At 74.5% G+C, this 16,502-nt stretch carries 14 protein-coding genes and 1 riboswitch; of the genes, 5 read left to right on the forward strand and 9 right to left on the reverse strand.

Annotated features, from left to right (window positions below; all coding sequences use genetic code 11):
- Positions 1–13: 13 nt before the first annotated feature.
- From LUZ64_RS04510 to LUZ64_RS04540, 7 genes are all read right to left on the reverse strand, one after another.
- Entirely contained in the window at positions 14–1,453 is a 1,440-nt protein-coding gene (locus tag LUZ64_RS04510; RefSeq protein WP_232389994.1) for a cobyrinic acid a,c-diamide synthase CobB, read from the reverse strand.
- A complete protein-coding gene (gene cobO / locus LUZ64_RS04515) occupies positions 1,450–2,058 on the reverse strand; it encodes a cob(I)yrinic acid a,c-diamide adenosyltransferase (RefSeq protein ID WP_095585005.1) in 609 nt (202 codons plus the stop codon). The genes LUZ64_RS04510 and cobO overlap by 4 nt, the downstream gene beginning before the upstream one ends.
- Entirely contained in the window at positions 2,058–4,172 is a 2,115-nt protein-coding gene (locus LUZ64_RS04520) for a putative cobaltochelatase (protein WP_095585006.1), read from the reverse strand. Before LUZ64_RS04520 ends, cobO begins: the two co-directional genes overlap by 1 nt.
- Positions 4,172–5,893 (reverse strand): cobyric acid synthase, encoded by a 1,722-nt coding sequence (locus LUZ64_RS04525; RefSeq protein ID WP_232389993.1) that lies wholly within the window; start codon positions 5,891–5,893, stop codon positions 4,172–4,174. Before LUZ64_RS04525 ends, LUZ64_RS04520 begins: the two co-directional genes overlap by 1 nt.
- Entirely contained in the window at positions 5,890–6,885 is a 996-nt protein-coding gene (locus tag LUZ64_RS04530) for a cobalamin biosynthesis protein (protein ID WP_095585012.1), read from the reverse strand. Before LUZ64_RS04530 ends, LUZ64_RS04525 begins: the two co-directional genes overlap by 4 nt.
- A gap of 145 nt (positions 6,886–7,030) precedes the next feature.
- Positions 7,031–7,154: riboswitch (cobalamin riboswitch) on the reverse strand.
- A gap of 177 nt (positions 7,155–7,331) precedes the next feature.
- Complete coding sequence (locus tag LUZ64_RS04535; protein ID WP_095585007.1) at positions 7,332–7,577, reverse strand: hypothetical protein; 246 nt, start codon at positions 7,575–7,577, stop codon at positions 7,332–7,334.
- 12 nt (positions 7,578–7,589) lie between these two features.
- Positions 7,590–8,837 (reverse strand): inorganic phosphate transporter, encoded by a 1,248-nt coding sequence (locus LUZ64_RS04540; RefSeq protein ID WP_095585008.1) that lies wholly within the window; start codon positions 8,835–8,837, stop codon positions 7,590–7,592.
- A 113-nt stretch (positions 8,838–8,950) separates the two neighbouring features.
- On the opposite strand from LUZ64_RS04540, the gene LUZ64_RS04545 reads away from it, so the two are divergent.
- The 3 genes from LUZ64_RS04545 to LUZ64_RS04555 all read left to right on the forward strand — a co-directional run bounded on the left by LUZ64_RS04545 (position 8,951) and on the right by LUZ64_RS04555 (position 12,512).
- Positions 8,951–9,607, forward strand: coding sequence for a class II aldolase/adducin family protein (locus LUZ64_RS04545; RefSeq protein ID WP_095585009.1), 657 nt, complete (start codon positions 8,951–8,953; stop codon positions 9,605–9,607).
- A gap of 253 nt (positions 9,608–9,860) precedes the next feature.
- Entirely contained in the window at positions 9,861–10,988 is a 1,128-nt protein-coding gene (locus LUZ64_RS04550; RefSeq protein WP_095585010.1) for an alpha/beta hydrolase, read from the forward strand.
- Positions 10,989–11,087: 99 nt separating this feature from the next.
- Complete coding sequence (locus LUZ64_RS04555; RefSeq protein ID WP_232390912.1) at positions 11,088–12,512, forward strand: hypothetical protein; 1,425 nt, start codon at positions 11,088–11,090, stop codon at positions 12,510–12,512.
- Between the two features lie 112 nt (positions 12,513–12,624).
- Here the strand turns inward: LUZ64_RS04555 and LUZ64_RS04560 are convergent, their stop codons facing one another.
- Positions 12,625–13,032: a VOC family protein gene (locus LUZ64_RS04560; RefSeq protein ID WP_095585038.1), complete on the reverse strand. Its 408-nt coding sequence runs from the start codon at positions 13,030–13,032 to the stop codon at positions 12,625–12,627.
- Positions 13,033–13,096: 64 nt separating this feature from the next.
- Entirely contained in the window at positions 13,097–13,984 is an 888-nt protein-coding gene (ypfJ, locus tag LUZ64_RS04565) for a KPN_02809 family neutral zinc metallopeptidase (RefSeq protein WP_095585037.1), read from the reverse strand.
- Positions 13,985–14,217: 233 nt separating this feature from the next.
- Here ypfJ and LUZ64_RS04570 point away from each other — a divergent pair, with 233 nt between their 5' ends.
- Positions 14,218–15,816, forward strand: coding sequence for an ABC-F family ATP-binding cassette domain-containing protein (locus LUZ64_RS04570; RefSeq protein WP_095585036.1), 1,599 nt, complete (start codon positions 14,218–14,220; stop codon positions 15,814–15,816).
- 423 nt (positions 15,817–16,239) lie between these two features.
- Positions 16,240–16,461, forward strand: a complete 222-nt coding sequence (locus tag LUZ64_RS04575; RefSeq protein WP_030366669.1) for a helix-turn-helix domain-containing protein — start codon at positions 16,240–16,242, stop codon at positions 16,459–16,461.
- The last annotated feature ends 41 nt before the right edge of the window (positions 16,462–16,502 follow it).

Raw genomic sequence — 16,502 nt, forward strand, 5'->3', positions numbered from 1 at the left:
GCGCCCGCTCGCCTCAGCGACCGGACAGCCCCGCCACGAGACGGGCGGCCGTGCCGGGGGCGCCCGCCCAGTGCACATGCAGGTACGAGGCGTGGACCCCGCCGACCACGAACCCCTCCGTGCGGCGCTCCGGGTGGGTGAAGCCCCATGCCGGGGTCCCGCCCGCGCCCGGCTCCGTCACCGTGCGGTGGAACTCGTGGCCCCGGACCCGGGTGCCGGCTTGCGCCAGCGGATTGTCCGCGATCGCCACGGCCTCGCGGTAGCCGAGGGTGAGACGGCCGGACATCCGGGCGTCCGCGGGCAGCACGCCGCACATCGGCTTGCCGTCCAGCGAACGCGACAGGTACAGCAGGCCCGCGCACTCGGCGACGACCGGCGCGCCGCTCGCCGCCAGCTCGGCGACCGCCTTGCGGAGCGGCTCGTTCGCGGACAGCTCCGGGGCATAGACCTCGGGGAAGCCGCCGCCTATGACGAGGGCGGCGGTGCGGTCCGGGAGGGCCTCGTCGCGGAGGGGGTCGAAGGGGACGACTTCCGCGCCGGCCGCTCTGAGCAGTTCCGTGTGCTCGGTGTACGAGAACGTGAACGCGGGGCCGCCGGCTACGGCGATCACAGGTGCGTTCTCCGGGTGCGGGTCGGTGGGTGCGTTGTGCCCGCCCTCCCCCGACCTTCGGCCGGGGGTGCCCCCAGCCGGCGGAACGCCCGCCCACAACGGTGCCGCGGGGTCCCACGCCTCCGCTGTCAGCGGCGGCGCGCTGCGCGCCAGCGCCAGCAGACCCTCCAGGTCGCAGCCCTCGCGTACCTGGGCGGCCTGGGCCGCCACCGCGGCCAGCGCCTCCGCGCTCCGCTCCGCGACGGGCACCAGGCCCAGATGACGGCTCGGCGTGTCCACCGCGCGGACCCGCCGCAGCGCGCCCAGCACCGGCACCCCGGACTCCTCCAGGGCCTCCCGCAGCAGCGCCTCATGGCGGTCCGAGCCGACCTTGTTGAGGATCACGCCCGCGACCCTGACCTCCGGGTCCCAGGACGCGAAGCCGTGCACCAGCGCCGCCACCGAACGCGACTGCGACGACGCGTCGACGACCAGTACCACCGGCGCCTTCAGCAGCTTCGCCACATGCGCCGTCGACGCCAGCTCGCCCTGCCCGCTCGCCCCGTCGTACAGGCCCATCACGCCCTCGACCAGCGCGAGGTCGCACCCCGCCGCCCCGTGCAGGAACAGCGGGGCGATCCGCTCCGGGCCGCACATGTACGCGTCCAGGTTGCGGCCCGGCCGGCCGGTCGCCAGCGCGTGGTAGCCCGGGTCGATGTAGTCCGGGCCCACCTTGTGCGGCGAGACGGCCAGGCCCGCGTCGGCGAAGGCCCGCATCAGACCCGTGGCCACCGTCGTCTTGCCGCTGCCCGAGGCCGGGGCCGCGATGACCAGCCGGGGGATCCGCGTATCGGTCGTACTCACCACTCGATGCCCCGCTGGCCCTTCTGACCGGTGTCCATCGGGTGCTTGACCTTCGACATGTCCGTCACCAGGTCGGCGAAGTCGACCAGCTTCTGCGGGGCGTTGCGGCCCGTGATGACCACGTGCTGCGTCCCGGGACGGTTCCGCAGCACCTCGATCACCTCGTCCGTGTCGATCCAGCCCCAGTGCATCGGGTAGGCGAACTCGTCGAGCACGTACAGCTTGTACGTCTCGGCGGCCAGGTCCCGCTTCACCTGCTCCCAGCCCTCACGGGCCTTGTCCTCGTTGGTCTGCTCGCCCTCCGCCGGGGCCCGCTGGATCCACGACCAGCCCTCGCCCATCTTGTGCCAGTCGACGCTCCCGCCCTGGTCCGAATCGCCGAGCACGCGCAGCGCGTTCTCCTCGCCGACCTTCCACTTCGCCGACTTCACGAACTGGAACACCCCGACCGGCCAGCCCTGGTTCCACGCCCGCAGCGCCAGCCCGAACGCGGCGGTCGACTTGCCCTTGCCGATGCCGGTGTGGACGAACACCAGCGGCCGGTTGCGGCGCTGACGTGTGGTGAGCCCGTCGTCGGGAACGACGGTCGGCTGTCCCTGTGGCATTAGGCGGCCCTCCTGGAGTTCGTGTTCCGTACGGTGCGTACGAGCGCGGAGACACTGTCCGCGCGCAGTTCGTCGAGCGTCACCACCGGGCCGCGTAGCTCGCTCCCGAGCTCGCCCGCGAGCCCGAGCCGCACCGGCCCCGTCTCGCAGTCCACGACCACCGACGCCGTGCCCCCGGCCGCCAGCAGCCGGGCCGCGTGCCGCGCCCGCACCAGCGGCTCGGGGCCGCCGGTGGCCCGGCCGTCGGTCACGACGACCAGCAGCGGGCGCCGCGACGGGTCGCGCAGCCGCTCCACCCGCAGCACCTCGTGCGCCTGGAGCAGCCCGGCCGCCAGCGGTGTCCGGCCGCCCGTCGGCAGCCGCTCCAGCCGGGCCGCGCCCGCGTCCACCGACGACGTCGGGGGCAGTGCCACCTCGGCGCCCGAACCCCGGAAGGTGATCATGCCGATCTTGTCGCGGCGCTGGTACGCGTCGAGCAGCAGCGACAGCACCGCGCCCTTGACCGCGCCCATGCGCTTCCGGGCGGCCATGGAACCTGAGGCGTCCACGACGAACAGCACGAGGTTGCCCTCGCGCCCCTCGCGGACCGCCTCCCGCAGGTCGTCCCGGCGGACGACCAGGCCGGGGCCGCGGCGCCCGCGCGCCCGCTGGTGCGGCGCCGCCGCCCGGACGGTCGCCGCCAGGTGCAGCCTGGACAGGGTGCCCCGGGGGCGGCGCGCGCCGGTCGTGCGGCCGTGCGCGGTACGGGCCCGTGAGCGGCGGCCGTCCGCGCCCTCGCCGAGCCCGGGGACGTCGAACTTCCGGGTGCGGAAGGGGTCCGCGGCGGCGACGGCCGGCGCCTCGGGCGCGGCACCGCCGGGCGCGGGCCCGGGAGCGCCCTCCGCCGAGGTCTCCCCGGCCGGCTCCCGCGAGCTCTTCCGGGAGTCCTGCCGCGAGTTCTGCTCCGTGGAGGGCGTGCTCTCCTCCCGCTGCGGGGGCAGCTCCGGGTCGTGCGGGGGCTCGCCGCCACCGCCGTCCGGGCCGCCGTCGCCCTCGGGGCCGCCGTCGTCCGGGTCCTCCGGCCCGGGCTCCGGGTCGGGCTCGGGCTCGTCGTCCTCGAACTGCCGCAGGATCTCGTCGAGCTTGTCCTCGTCGAGGCCGGGGGCGTCGAAGGGATTGCGGCGCCGCCGGTGCGGCAGCGACAGCAGCGCGGCCTGCCGTACGTCCGCGGTGGTGACGTCCGTGCGCCCCGCCCAGGCGGCCAGCGCGGTCGCGGCGCGCGCGGTCACGATGTCCGCGCGCATGCCGTCCACCTCGAACCCGGCGCACACGGCGGCGATCCGGCGCAGCGCGCCGTCGCCCAGCCGCACGCCCGGCAGCAGCTCCCGGGCGGCGGCGATCCGCTCCCGCAGCGCGTCCTCCTCGGCCGTCCACTTGGCGGCGAAGGCGGCCGGGTCCTCGTCGTAGGCGAGCCGGCGGCGTACGACCTCGACGCGCTCCTCGGTCTCACGGGACGCGGCGACCTCGACGGTCAGTCCGAACCGGTCGAGGAGCTGGGGGCGGAGCTCGCCCTCCTCGGGGTTCATGGTGCCGACGAGGAGGAAGCGGGAGGCGTGACGGACGGAGACGCCTTCGCGCTCGACGGAGGAGGAACCGGTGGCCGCCGCGTCGAGCAGCGAGTCGACCAGATGGTCGCCCAGAAGATTGACCTCGTCGACGTACAGCACACCGCGGTGCGCGGCCGCCAGCAGGCCCGGCTCGAACGCCTTGACGCCCTCGCCCAGCGCCCGCTCGATGTCGAGCGCTCCCACGAGGCGGTCCTCGGAGGCACCGACGGGCAGCTCGACCATACGGGCGGCGCGGCCCTCACCCGGCGCGTCCTCGTGCGGCCCGCCCGGGCAGGCGGGGTCCGGGGACGCCGGGTCGCAGGAGAACCGGCAGCCCGTCACGGTCTCGACCCTCGGCAGGAGAGCCGTCAGGCCGCGGACCGTGGTGGTCTTCGCGGTGCCCTTCTCGCCGCGCACGAGCACGCCGCCGATCGACGGCGCGATCGCGTTGAGCAGCAGGCCCAGCCGCATGTCGTCCATGCCGACGATCGCGGTGAACGGGTAGGCGGACGTGGCGGTCGAGGCCATCAGGCGTTACCCCCTTCGAGGGAATCGAATCGATCGGGCGTGTCGCCGGCCGCCGGGGCCGCCGGTGCGCCGACGTGTTCCGTGCCGGCGGTGGCGGGCGGACCACCGCTGTCGGGGTCCCGCGGGCGCTGCGCGGGCAGCGCCGGCGCCCCCGGCGGTACGAACGGCAGCCCCTTCGGCACCCCGTCCTCGATCAGCCGCAGCAGCGCGTCCGTGTCCGCGTGCTCCTCGATCAGGTCGCCCAGCCGGTCCAGCTGCTCCTCGCGCAGCGCCCCGAACGACGTGTCGGGCGCCGGGACGAACGCCCGGCCCGCCGCGTCCGCGACCCGGCGCAGGAACGCCCGCCGGAAGCCGTCGCTCTCCAGCGAGCCGTGCCAGTGCGTGCCCCACACCGCGCCCGACCGGCAGCCGTCCAGAAACGACTCGTCGCCGCCGCGCACCTCCGCCACGCCGTGGTGGATCTCGTAGCCCTCGACGCGCTCGCCCAGGGCCTCGCCCACCGGCCGGGCCAGGGTCTTCTCCACCGCGAACCGCACCCGCACCGGCAGCAGGCCGAGGCCCGGCACCGTCCCGGCCCTCGACTCGACGTCGTCGTCGATGCGCTCGCCCAGCAGCTGGTAGCCGCCGCAGATGCCCAGCACCGGGCGGCCCTCCGCCGCGCGGCGTACGAGCGCGTCGGCGAGGCCCCGCTCGCGCAGCCACGCCAGCGCCCGTACCGTGCCGCGCGTGCCCGGCACGATCACGAGGTCCGCGTCGGTGAGCTCCTCCGGCCGGTCCACGAAGCGCACGACGACGCCCGGCTCGGCGGCCAGCGCGTCGACGTCCGTGAAGTTCGACATCAGCGGCACCGCGCAGACCGCGACCCGCAGGACGTCGGCGCCGTGCGGCGGCGCCACCACCGACTCGCGGACCGCGCCGCGCAGGGAGACGCGCAGGCCGTCCTCCTCGTCGATGCCGAGCCCGTGCGCGTACGGCAGCACGCCGACCGTCGGGCGGCCGGTCAGGTCGCGCAGCATGTCCAGGCCCGGTTCCAGCAGCGACACGTCGCCCCGGAACTTGTTGACCAGATAGCCCGCTATCAGCTCCTGGTCCTCCCGGGACAGCAGCGCCGTCGTGCCGAAGAAGGAGGCGAAGACGCCGCCCCGGTCGATGTCGCCGACCACGACGACGGGCAGCCGCGCGGCCCGCGCGATGCCCATGTTGACGATGTCGGTGCGCCGCAGGTTGATCTCGGCGGGGCTGCCCGCGCCCTCGCAGATCACCGCGTCATGGGTGCGCCGCAGCTCCTCCAGACACTCCGTCACCGTGCCGAGCAACTGCTCCCGCCGCCCCGCGTACAGGGAGGAGCCGCCGGCGGGGCTGCCCGGTCCGCCGAAGTAGCCACGGGCGCTCAGCTCGCCGACGGGCTTGCCCATCAGCACCACCTGGCTGCTGCGGTCGCTGCCCGGCTTGAGCAGGACGGGGTTCATGAGCGCCGTCGGCTCGACGCGGGCGGCGGCGGCCTGCATCGCCTGCGCCCGGCCTATCTCCGCGCCCTCGCGGGTCACGAAGGAGTTCAGCGACATGTTCTGCGCCTTGAACGGCGCGACCTTGACGCCCTTGCGGACCAGCCAGCGGCAGATGCCGGCGGTGACCACGCTCTTGCCCGCGTCCGAGGTGGTCCCGGCCACCAGCAGGCCCCCGCCCGGCGGGCCCGTACGCCCGCTCCTGTCCGCTGTCACCGGCTGCTCCTCCTGGACGTGATGCTGGACGTGATGCCGGACCTGACGGCCCCGCCGCAAAGGCTGCCCACCGTGCGCGCCGCTATCGCGGTGCCCAGGGCCAGCAGCGACACCCGGCGCGAGAGCCGCACCGCGCGCTCGATGTCCGCGGCCTCCACCGGGCGGTTCTCGCCACCGAGCACGGGCCGGTGCTCGACGCGGCCCGCGTAGGCGAGGGTGCCGCCGAGGCGGACGCCCAGCGCCCCGGCGAAGGCGGCCTCCACCGGGCCGGCGTTCGGGCTCGGGTGCCGGCCCGCGTCCCGGCGGGCCACCCGCCAGGCGCCGCGCCGGTCGGGGCCGGCGAGGACGGTCAGGGCGGCGGTGAGCCGGGCGCCCGGCCAGCCGACGACGTCGTCCAGCCGGGCGGAGGCCCAGCCGAACCGCCGCAGGCGCGGCGACTTGTGGCCGACCATCGCGTCCAGGGTGTTCACGGCCCGGAAGCCGGCCAGGCCCGGTACGCCCGCGACGGCGCCCCAGACGAGGGCGCCCACGACGGCGTCGGAGGTGTTCTCGGCGACGGACTCCACGACCGCGCGCGCGATCTGCTGCCCGTCCAGAGCCTGCGGGTCGCGCCCGCAGAGGTGGGGGAGCCGCTCCCGGGCGACCTCCAGGTCGCCGGCCTCGAGCGCGCCGCCGACGGCGCGCGCCTCACGGCCCAGGGAGGTGCCGCCCAGCACCGCCCAGGTGGTGGCGGCGGTCAGGGCCACTGTGGCGGGACGGGACGGGCGCAGGGCGCGGGCCAGCAGCGCGGCGCCGGCCGCGGTGCCGCCCGCGCAGAGCAGGGTGTGCAGGGCGCCGTAGCCGCGGTGGTCGCGCCACAGGCGTTGCTCGACGGCGTGCGCGGCCTTCCCGAAGGCGGCCACCGGGTGGCCGCGGCGGGGGTCGCCGAGGGCGAGGTCGCCCAGGAAGCCGAGCGCGGCGCCGCACGCGAAACCTAGGTGACCGGCGTGCATGGGACGCATCGGTCAGACCGCCGTCACGCCTCGGAAGGGGGTCCTTGGATCGCGCGGGGCGCGGGAGGATGGGCGGCGGCAGCCGGGCATGGGGGTGTGTCCTCACTCAGGGTCCGCGCCCTGGCTCGACGTGACCGGCGACCAGAGTCTCCTGGCTCCCGGATCGGCGTCGTTCCGGCCTTCCGGCCCGGCGGGCGGACCGTGGCCCTCGGTGGAGGACGCTCCCCGGTGACAGTGGCGGGACCGCGCCGGACTCGCACCGGCTTCCTCTGCTGTCGCCGTTTGGCCCCGGAAGTCCACCATGGGCCGTGAACGGCCGTCAACTCACCTCTGAGCTGGGCTTCGCTTCCCGGGACGCGAAACGCCGGACGGGCCGGAGTGAACCGGCCCGCCCGGCGTTCGAGGACATCGGGGGCATCGAGGGGAGGGGAGACCCCCGCCGCCCGCTAGGCGACGATCAGGTAGATGCCGTACCCGACGGCCGCCGCGCACAGCGCGAAGCACGCGTACGCGCCGGTACGGGCCACCGCGGTGGGCGCCGCGCCCGTGACGTCACCGCCCGCCGCGCCCGCGCCCTCCGCCGGCTTGCGGGACGTACCGACGATGCCCAGCGTGAACACGCCGACCAGTCCGACCGTCACCACGAGGCTGACGCCGAAGACCTGGCCGAGAGCTGCCCAGTCGATCTGCATGGTGTCTCTTCCTTAGCTCGCCGCGGCGGCGGGGGCGCGCCCGGCTTCGGGGGCCACGACGGCCACGGGGGAGAGGGGGCCGGCCGGCGGCGGGGCGACGGCCTGGAGGGCGGCGGTGACGACACCGGTCGGCTCGGCGGGAGCGGCCTCCGGGGCGCCGGTCTCGTTGACGTTGTCGTGGGTGACCGGCTTGCGGCGCGAGGCCAGCCAGATGCCGGCCGAGACGGCCACACCGAGGACGGCGACCGTGGCGACGCCCCAGTCGCCCTGGTCGGCCAGGAGGGCCGCGCCACCGGCGACCAGACCCGCGGCCGGGAGCGTCAGGCACCAGGCCATGACCATGCGGCCGGCGGTCGACCAGCGGACCACGCCGCCCTTGCGGCCGAGGCCGGCGCCCATGATCGAGCCGGAGCAGACCTGGGTGGTGGAGAGCGCGAAGCCGATGTGCGAGGAGGCGAGGATCACCGTCGCGGCGCCGGTCTGGGCGGCGAAGCCCTGCGCGGGCTTGATGTCGGTGAGGCCCTTGCCGAGCGTCTGGATGATGCGCCAGCCGCCGAGGTACGTACCGGCCGCGATGGCCAGGCCCGCGGAGACGATGACCCACATCGGCGGGTCGGAGTGCGGGGCGACCACGCCGCCGGCGACCAGCGCGAGGGTGATCACACCCATCGTCTTCTGGGCGTCGTTGGTGCCGTGGGCCAGGGAGACCAGGGCGGCCGAGGCGATCTGCCCGGTGCGGTAGCCCTTGGCGGTCTCCTTCTCGTCCCGGTTCTTCGCCAGGCGGTACGTGAGCCGGGTCGCCAGGGTGGCGGCCAGACCGGCGACCAGCGGGGCGGCGACCGCCGGGATGAGGACCTTCATGACGACCTTGTCGGCGTTGACCGCGTCGAAGCCCACCGAGACGATGGTCGCGCCGATCAGGCCGCCGAACAGGGCGTGCGAGGAACTGGAGGGGAGGCCGGCCAGCCAGGTCAGCAGATTCCACACGATGGCGCCGATCAGACCCGCGAAGATCACTTCGGGTCTGATGCCCGCGGACTCGTCGATGATCCCGCCGGAGATGGTCTTGGCCACCTCGACGGAGAGGAACGCGCCGACGAGGTTCAGCGCCGCTGACATGGCCACCGCGGTCTTGGGCTTGAGGGCCCCGGTGGAGATGGTGGTGGCCATGGCGTTGGCCGTGTCGTGGAAGCCGTTCGTAAAGTCGAACACCAAGGCCGTGACGATCACGATCCCGATGAGAAGCGTGATGTGTTCCATTCACCCAGGCAATCAGCTCGATGGTCAGTACAGCGGCGACCGTAAAGACCTTTGGTGAACGGAAGGTGAACTGGAACGGGCGGAGCGGTGGCGTGAACCGGAGGCGAGAACCCATGGAAGATCGGGAAAGCGTACGGAGCGTATGGGCGGAGGTCCTGGCCACGGCCCGGCGCACCGTCGCCGACGGGCTGGTCGTCGGCACCTCGGGCAATGTGTCCGCGCGGGCCGGCGACCTGGTGCTGGTGACCCCTAGCGGAATCCCTTATGACCGGCTGGGACCGGAGGACGCGGTCGCCGTCGACATGGCCGGCCGGCAGGTCCTCGGCGGGTTCCCGCCCACCAGCGAGCTCCCGATGCACCTCGCGGTCTACCGCTCCACCGGTGCCTCCGCCGTCGTCCACACCCACGCCGTCCACGCCACGGCCGTCTCCACCCTCGTCGACGAGCTGCCCCCGGTCCACTACCTGACCGGCCTGCTCGGCGGGCCGGTCGGAGTCGCCGACTACGCCCTCTACGGCACGGACGAGCTGGCCGCGAACATGCTCCGGGCGCTGGACGGCCGCAGCGGGTGCCTCCTGCGCAACCACGGCACGGTGACATACGGCACAGACCTCGACCAGGCCTACGACCGCACCGCCCAGCTGGAGTGGATGTGCCGGCTCTGGCTCACGGCGTCCGGCGTCCCGGGGCGGGTCCCGTCCTTGCTCACGCCGGGGCAGCTGGCCGAGGCGGCGGAGAAGCTGCGCGGCTACGGGGTCCCGCGGGGGTAGGCGGTCCGGGCGGCGCCTTTTCCCCTACCCGCCCCTTCCCGGAACCGGGGGCAGCCCCCGGGCCCCCTTTTCCGCGCTGACGCGCGGTGTCCTCAAGCGCCGGACGGGCTGATTTCAGCCCGTCCGGCGTTTGAGGACCGGGGTCCGGGGCGGAGCCCCGGTTCCGGGAAGGGGCGGGTAGGGGAAAAAGCAGCCCCCGCCCCGCCGGGCGCCCCACTGGCCGGCCCGCCCCGGGCGGACCACACTGGAAGAGATGCGTGTACGTCCAGTGGCGGCCACGGCCGTCACCACCCTCATAGGTGCCGGAGCGGCCGCGGTGGCGGCCGGGCGGTACGCGAGCGACGTGGCCCTCCGCCCCGTCCCCGGCCGCCCGCTCCCCGGCGAGCCGGCGCTCACCGTCCACGCCGTCGACGGCGACCGCGTCACCCTCACCCGCTCCCTCGCCGCGCTGCGCCGCGGCACCTACGGCCTGACCGCGCGCGGCCTGCACGCTGTCGTCGGCCCCGTCGTCGAGGACGCCCCGCACCCCGCCGACTGCGTCGTACGCCGCCTGGAGCGCGTCACCCACGGCGTCCTGGAGCCCGGCGCCAAGGTATGGCTCACGCCCCAGGTCCACCTCGGCAACCCCCGCGACGCCCTCGGCCTCGACCACGCCGACGTCGCCGTCCCCGGCGAGCTGGGACCCCTGCCCGCCTGGTTCGTCCCCGGCGACCGCGACACCTGGGTCATCACCGTGCACGGGCTGGGCACCACCCGGGAACACCCCATGGTCGTGATGCCCTTCCTGCACGGGCAGCGGCTCCCCGTCCTCGACCTCGGCTACCGCGGTGACCCGGGCGCGCCCCGCTCCCCGGACGGCATAGGCCGCTTCGGCGCCGCGGAATGGCGCGACCTCGACGCGGCCGTCCGCTACGCCGTGCGCTACGGCGCCCGCCACGTCGTCCTGCACGGCTGGTCCACCGGCGCCACCATGGCCCTCCTCGCGGCCTCGGAGTCCGGCGTGCGTGACCGCGTCGGCGGCCTCGTCCTCGACTCGCCGGTCCTCGACTGGCCCGCCACGCTGCGCGCCCTCGCCGCCGCCCGCCGGCTGCCCGCCGCGCTGGTCCCGCTCGCCGTCCGCGCCGCGCAGGGCAGGACGGGCCTGGACCCCGACGCCCTCGCCCGCGCCGTCGACCCCGCGCGCCCCGACGTGCCGACCCTGATCGTGCACGGCCCCGACGACACCCTCGCGCCCTGGCGGGCGTCCCGCGAACTCGCCGCCCGCCGCCCCGGCCTGATCCATCTGCACGCCGTCCGGCACGCCCCCCACGCCGCGATGTGGAATGCCCACCCGGCCGGTTACGAGGAGTCCCTGCGCCGATTCCTCATACCGCTGATGTGAGTCCTGGTCAGGCCGTATTCAGCGGTCGGTGAGGGTGGTGGACGGCCGCCCCGTTGATTCCGATTGGGTTTTCGGAGCGTCAACGGCAAGACTGCTCCTGTGACGTCCCGTACTCCGCGCGACTCCCGGCTCAGACTGGTCCCCCGACAGCCGATCGCCGCTGCCCGCCGGGCCGTGGCCAATCGTGGCTCCCGACCGGCACCCCGCCCACCCGCCGGCACCCCGGCACCGGCGGAACTCGCCCGTCAGGCGAGATGCGGCCTCATCGGCGCCGTCCGCGTGGCCCGCTGGGCCGCCGACGAGCGCGGCCGCGGCGCCGGACCACACCCGGGCGAGGGTGGCGGCCTCGCCGGCACGACGGCCGAGCGGGCCGCCGATGCCCTGGGACTGACGGTCCGGCAGGTACGGTCCGACTGGGACCGGGCCCGGCTCGCCGGCCTCGTCGAGCTGCACGGCGACGCCGCGCGCCCCGGCTGGCGGCTGACCGCCTGGGACCGCGACGACGGCGCCGTCCTGCGCGGCTGGGTCGCCCTCTTCGACGCCTGGTCCCTCGCCCACCCGGCACCCGCCGGCACCGACCCGACCGTCGCCGCCGAGGTCGTCGAGGCCGCCCCGCAGCTGCTGTCCGTCATGCACCTGTCGGCCGGCCCGGTCGCCGTCGCGATGCTCCTCGACCTTCTCCAGCAGCGCGTGGCCGAGATCCGCGCCGAGCGCTGCGAGGTCCCCTACGGCACCCCGGTGCCCCCGCCCGCCCCCGACCCGGACGGCCCCGGCGGCCCCGGCGGTGCGGATCCGCTGCCGGAGCTGCTCGGCTGGGCGCTGGAGGGCCTCGCCTCCGTCGGCGCCCTCGTCATGCGCGGCCCCGGCCCCGGCACCGAGGCCCAGCTGACCCCGCTCGGCAACTGGGCGGTGTGGGTCAAGCTCGAACAGATCTGCGTCGCCGCCCAGAGCCCCGCGGGCAACATCGAGCTCTCCGCCGAGGCCATGCTGCGCGGCTGCGCCGACCTCACGCCCGGCCCGGCCCGCGCCGAGTACCGCGCCTGGCTCGCCGCCCGGCCCACCCGGGGCGCCCTCGACGAGCTCCTGGACGCCGCGCGCGGCGACGACGCCCTGGTCCGGGGCCTGGCCTTCGAGGCGCTGCGCGCCGTCGGGGCGGCCGCCGAGCCCGCCGTCCGGGCCGTCGCCGACGAGCCGGGCCTGCGCCCGTACGCCCTGCTCTGGCTCGCCGAGCACGAGGGCCGCGACCCGGAACAGGCGGCCGAGGTGCTCACCCGCGAGGAGGCCACCTGGCTCTGGGTGGACACCGCCGCGGCCGTCGCCGACCACGGCGAGAGCCGCCTCCTGGTCCGCCACCTCGACTCGGCGGTGCAGGGCACGGTCCCCGGCCTCCTGGAGGAGGTACGGGCCGTGGGGCACCCCCGCACGGTGCAGGTGCTCGTGGCCCTGGCCGCCGCCCACCCGGACCCGGCCCTGGCCAAGGCGATGCGCAGAGCGGCCTTCCAGGTCCACACGGGCGGGGTCTAGGCCCGCCCGCCCGGCACGCGAGGACCGGGGCCCCGACGGGGTCCCGGTCGGGCACGGCCTACCCGGCCGGGCGCGACTCACCCATGGGCGCGGCCCGCCCGCCGGCCGCGGCTCAGCCGCCGGGCACGTACGTCCCGAAGCTCCACACGTTCCCCTCCAGGTCCCGCGCCATGTAGTCCCGCGACCCGTAGTCCTGGTCCGTCGGCGGCATCAGGATCTCCACCCCGTACTCCGCCGCCCTGCGGTGGTGCGCGTCCACGTCCTCGACGACCACGTAGACGCCCGTCGGCCCGTTGTCCGCCATCGCCTCGGCGAACACCCCGACCCGGCCCTTCGAGCCGAGCATCACCACGCCGTTGCCGAAGGCGAGCTCGGCGTGCAGGACGGTGCCGTCCTCGGACTCGTACAGCGCGGCCCGCGTGAAGCCGAAGCCCTTGGTGAGCTGCTTGATGGCCGCCTTGGGGTCGCGGTAGAGCAGTGTGGGGTAGAGGGAGGGCGGTCCCGCGTGGGTGTCTGCCATGACGGTCGCTCCTTCGGGTCGCTGGGGGGAAGCGAATCCAGGATCCGCTTCCGGATCCACGGGCTCAGCGGAAGGTGTCGCACCGCGCCACGTCGCCCGTGCGGAACCCGGTGCCGAACCACTCCTGCCGCTGCGCGGCCGAGCCGTGCGTCCAGCTCTCCGGGGTGACACGGCCCTGGAACTTCTCCTGGATCCGGTCGTCGCCGACGGCCGCCGCCGCCGACAGGCCGTCGTCGATGTCGGCCTGCGTCAGCTGCTTGAGCAGCGGCCGGCCGGTGGACTTCTCCGGGGTCGTGGTGGCGTGCCGGGCCCAGACCCCGGCGTAGCAGTCGGCCTGGAGCTCGACCTTCACCGCGTTGCTGTCGGCGCCGGTGCGCCGGTCCTGCGAGCGGCCGAGCGTGCCCAGCAGGTTCTGGACGTGGTGCCCGTACTCGTGGGCGACGACGTACGCCTGTGCGAAGGGGCCGCCGCTCGCGCCGAACTTGCTCTTGAGCTCGTCGAAGAACCCCAGGTCCAGATAGACCTTCCGGTCGGCGGGGCAGTAGAAGGGGCCGACGGCCGAGGTGGCGGCGCCGCAGGCGGTGTTCACCCGGCCGGTGAAGAAGACCGTCGAGGCCGGGGTGTAGGCGCGGGAGCGGCGGGCGAACTCCTGGCTCCAGAACGACTGGGCGCTGTTGACCACGGCGACGATCCGGCAGTCCTCGCGGGTGTTGGCGTCCCGGCCGGTGCGGCAGTGCTGGGAGACCTGCGCGTCCGTGCTGGAGGTCGCCGTGGGCGCCGGCCCGGAGCTCAGCCCGAGCTCCTGCGGGCCGATCCCGAAGAACAGCCCTAGCACCAGGGCGACCAGGCCCACGATCCCGCCGCCGATGGTCGCCCCGCCGCCCGGGATGCGGCTGCCCCGGGAGTCCTGCACCTGCGAGGTATCCAGGTCCGCGTCGTCGTCGAACTGCATGCGGCCACCGCCCTTCCCACCCTGAGTATCGGGGAGCTCACTCCCCGCCGCCCCCGGAAATCGGCTTGCGCTCCACCGTTAGACTGGTCCTCATGGCATTCCTCCTCGTGCATTAGACGGCGTCGGCCGGCCCCGCCCGCCGCCGCAGGCCCCGGCAGGGCCGCGGTGCGCCCGCGCGCGGCTGTGTTCATCACCCGTCCCCCTCGCCGTCCACCCGCCCAGGAGTAATTCCCGTGATCACCGCCTCCGGCATCGAGCTGCGCGCCGGCGCCCGCGTCCTCATCGAGTCCGCGTCCTTCCGCATCGCCAAGGGCGACCGCATCGGCCTCGTCGGCCGCAACGGCGCGGGCAAGACCACCCTCACCAAGTGCCTCGCCGGCCAGGGCATGCCCGCCGGCGGCACCATCGCCCGCTCCGGCGAGGTCGGCTACCTCCCGCAGGACCCGCGCACCGGCGACCTCGACGTCCTGGCGCGCGACCGCATCCTCTCCGCCCGCGGCCTGGACACGGTCCTCCGCAAGATGCGGGAGAACGAGGAGCGCATGGCGAACGGCAAGGGCGCCACGCGCGAGAAGGCCATGAAGAAGTACGAGCGCCTGGAGACGGAGTTCCTGACCAAGGGCGGTTACGCCGCCGAGGCGGAGGCCGCGACCATCGCCGCCAGCCTCGGCCTGCCGGACCGCATCCTCGGCCAGCCCCTGCACACCCTCTCCGGCGGTCAGCGCCGCCGCGTCGAGCTGGCCCGGATCCTCTTCTCGGACGCCGACATCCTGCTCCTCGACGAGCCGACCAACCACCTCGACGCCGACTCCATCGCCTGGCTGCGCGACTACCTCAAGACGTACCGCGGCGGCTTCATCGTGATCTCCCACGACGTGGACCTCGTCGAGACGGTCGTCAACAAGGTCTTCTACCTGGACGCCAACCGCGCCCAGATCGACGTCTACAACATGGGCTGGAAGCTCTACCAGCAGCAGCGCGAGGCCGACGAGAAGCGCCGCAAGCGCGAGCGGCAGAACGCCGAGAAGAAGGCCGCGGCCCTCAACTCGCAGGCCGACAAGATGCGCGCCAAGGCCACCAAGACCGTGGCCGCGCAGAACATGGCCAAGCGCGCCGAGCGGCTGCTCAAGGGCCTGGACGAGGTCCGCGTCTCCGACAAGGTCGCCAAGCTGCGCTTCCCGGAGCCCGCGCCCTGCGGCAAGACGCCGCTCACCGCCGAGGGCCTGTCGAAGTCCTACGGCTCGCTGGAGATCTTCACCGACGTCGACCTGGCGATCGACAAGGGCTCGCGCGTCGTCATCCTCGGCCTCAACGGCGCCGGCAAGACCACGCTGCTGCGCCTCCTCGCGGGCGCCGAGAAGCCCGACACCGGCGAGGTCACCCCCGGTCACGGCCTCAAGCTCGGCTATTACGCGCAGGAGCACGAGACGCTCGACCCGGACCGCACGGTCCTGGAGAACATGCGTTCTTCCGCACCCGACCTCGACCTGGTCGAGGTCCGCAAGACGCTGGGCTCCTTCCTGTTCTCCGGCGACGACGTGGACAAGCCGGCGGGTGTGCTCTCCGGCGGTGAGAAGACCCGTCTGGCGCTCGCGACGCTCGTCGTCTCCTCCGCCAACGTCCTGCTGCTGGACGAGCCGACGAACAACCTCGACCCGGCCAGCCGCGAGGAGATCCTCGGCGCGCTGCGCACGTACAAGGGCGCCGTGGTGCTGGTGACGCACGACGAGGGCGCCGTGGACGCGCTCGAGCCGGAGCGGATCATCCTGCTCCCGGACGGCGTCGAGGACCTCTGGGGTCCGGACTACGCGGACCTGGTCGCCCTGGCCTGACCGGGCTCTGTCCAGGACTTGTCCAGGGCCTGTCCGGGGCCTGTCCAGGGCCTGGATATGCCTCTGACAGGCAACGGCTCCCCGGGTGATCAGTGCGATCCCGATCATTCGGCCGACAGGTGATCCATCATCTGAGTGAGGGCGGCTCGTACCACGGCGCCCCCTACCGCCCCGGCGCACGCCCCGTGCGATGCGCCGGGGCGTTCGCATCGGCTCTCGGCGGTGCCCCGCCTGACCTGCCTCTTCGCTCCGCCACCCGTACGGCCGTACGAGCTGGACAGTTCGGAATTGCCTGTTCCAGCCGTTGCCGGCCCGGAAAATCGCCGAAACCTCATCCCATCGACCTTGTCGAATGGGTGGCCAGGAGGCCGTGTAGGGGTGATCATGAGAGTCAAGAGGCGCATCTCCCATGAGGAGGCACGGGTGGCCGAGACTCTGAAGAAGGGCAGCCGGGTAACCGGCGCCGCGCGCGAAAAGCTCGCGGCAGACCTGAAGAAGAAGTACGACTCCGGTGCGAGCATCAGGGCGCTGGCCGAAGAGACCGGCCGCTCCTACGGCTTCGTCCACCGGATGCTGAGCGAGTCCGGCGTGATCCTTCGCGGTCGCGGCGGAGCGACGCGCGGCAAGAAGGCCGCCTCGGCCTGACGCCACGCATCCCAGGGCACCGTCGGTGCGGGCAGTGCCAC

This window comes from Streptomyces albireticuli (assembly GCF_021228125.1).
Classification (GTDB): domain Bacteria; phylum Actinomycetota; class Actinomycetes; order Streptomycetales; family Streptomycetaceae; genus Streptomyces; species Streptomyces albireticuli.

What these genes read in the sequence shown, in the direction of transcription:
- cobO (WP_095585005.1), bottom strand. Translation starts at nt 2,058, where the DNA reads ATGCCACAGGGACAGCCGACCGTCGTTCCCGACGACGGGCTCACCACA.
- LUZ64_RS04520 (WP_095585006.1), bottom strand. Translation starts at nt 4,172, where the DNA reads ATGGCCTCGACCGCCACGTCCGCCTACCCGTTCACCGCGATCGTCGGC.
- LUZ64_RS04530 (WP_095585012.1), bottom strand. Translation starts at nt 6,885, where the DNA reads ATGCACGCCGGTCACCTAGGTTTCGCGTGCGGCGCCGCGCTCGGCTTC.
- LUZ64_RS04535 (WP_095585007.1), bottom strand. Translation starts at nt 7,577, where the DNA reads ATGCAGATCGACTGGGCAGCTCTCGGCCAGGTCTTCGGCGTCAGCCTC.
- LUZ64_RS04540 (WP_095585008.1), bottom strand. Translation starts at nt 8,837, where the DNA reads ATGGAACACATCACGCTTCTCATCGGGATCGTGATCGTCACGGCCTTG.
- LUZ64_RS04545 (WP_095585009.1), top strand. Translation starts at nt 8,951, where the DNA reads ATGGAAGATCGGGAAAGCGTACGGAGCGTATGGGCGGAGGTCCTGGCC.
- LUZ64_RS04550 (WP_095585010.1), top strand. Translation starts at nt 9,861, where the DNA reads ATGCGTGTACGTCCAGTGGCGGCCACGGCCGTCACCACCCTCATAGGT.
- LUZ64_RS04560 (WP_095585038.1), bottom strand. Translation starts at nt 13,032, where the DNA reads ATGGCAGACACCCACGCGGGACCGCCCTCCCTCTACCCCACACTGCTC.
- ypfJ (WP_095585037.1), bottom strand. Translation starts at nt 13,984, where the DNA reads ATGCAGTTCGACGACGACGCGGACCTGGATACCTCGCAGGTGCAGGAC.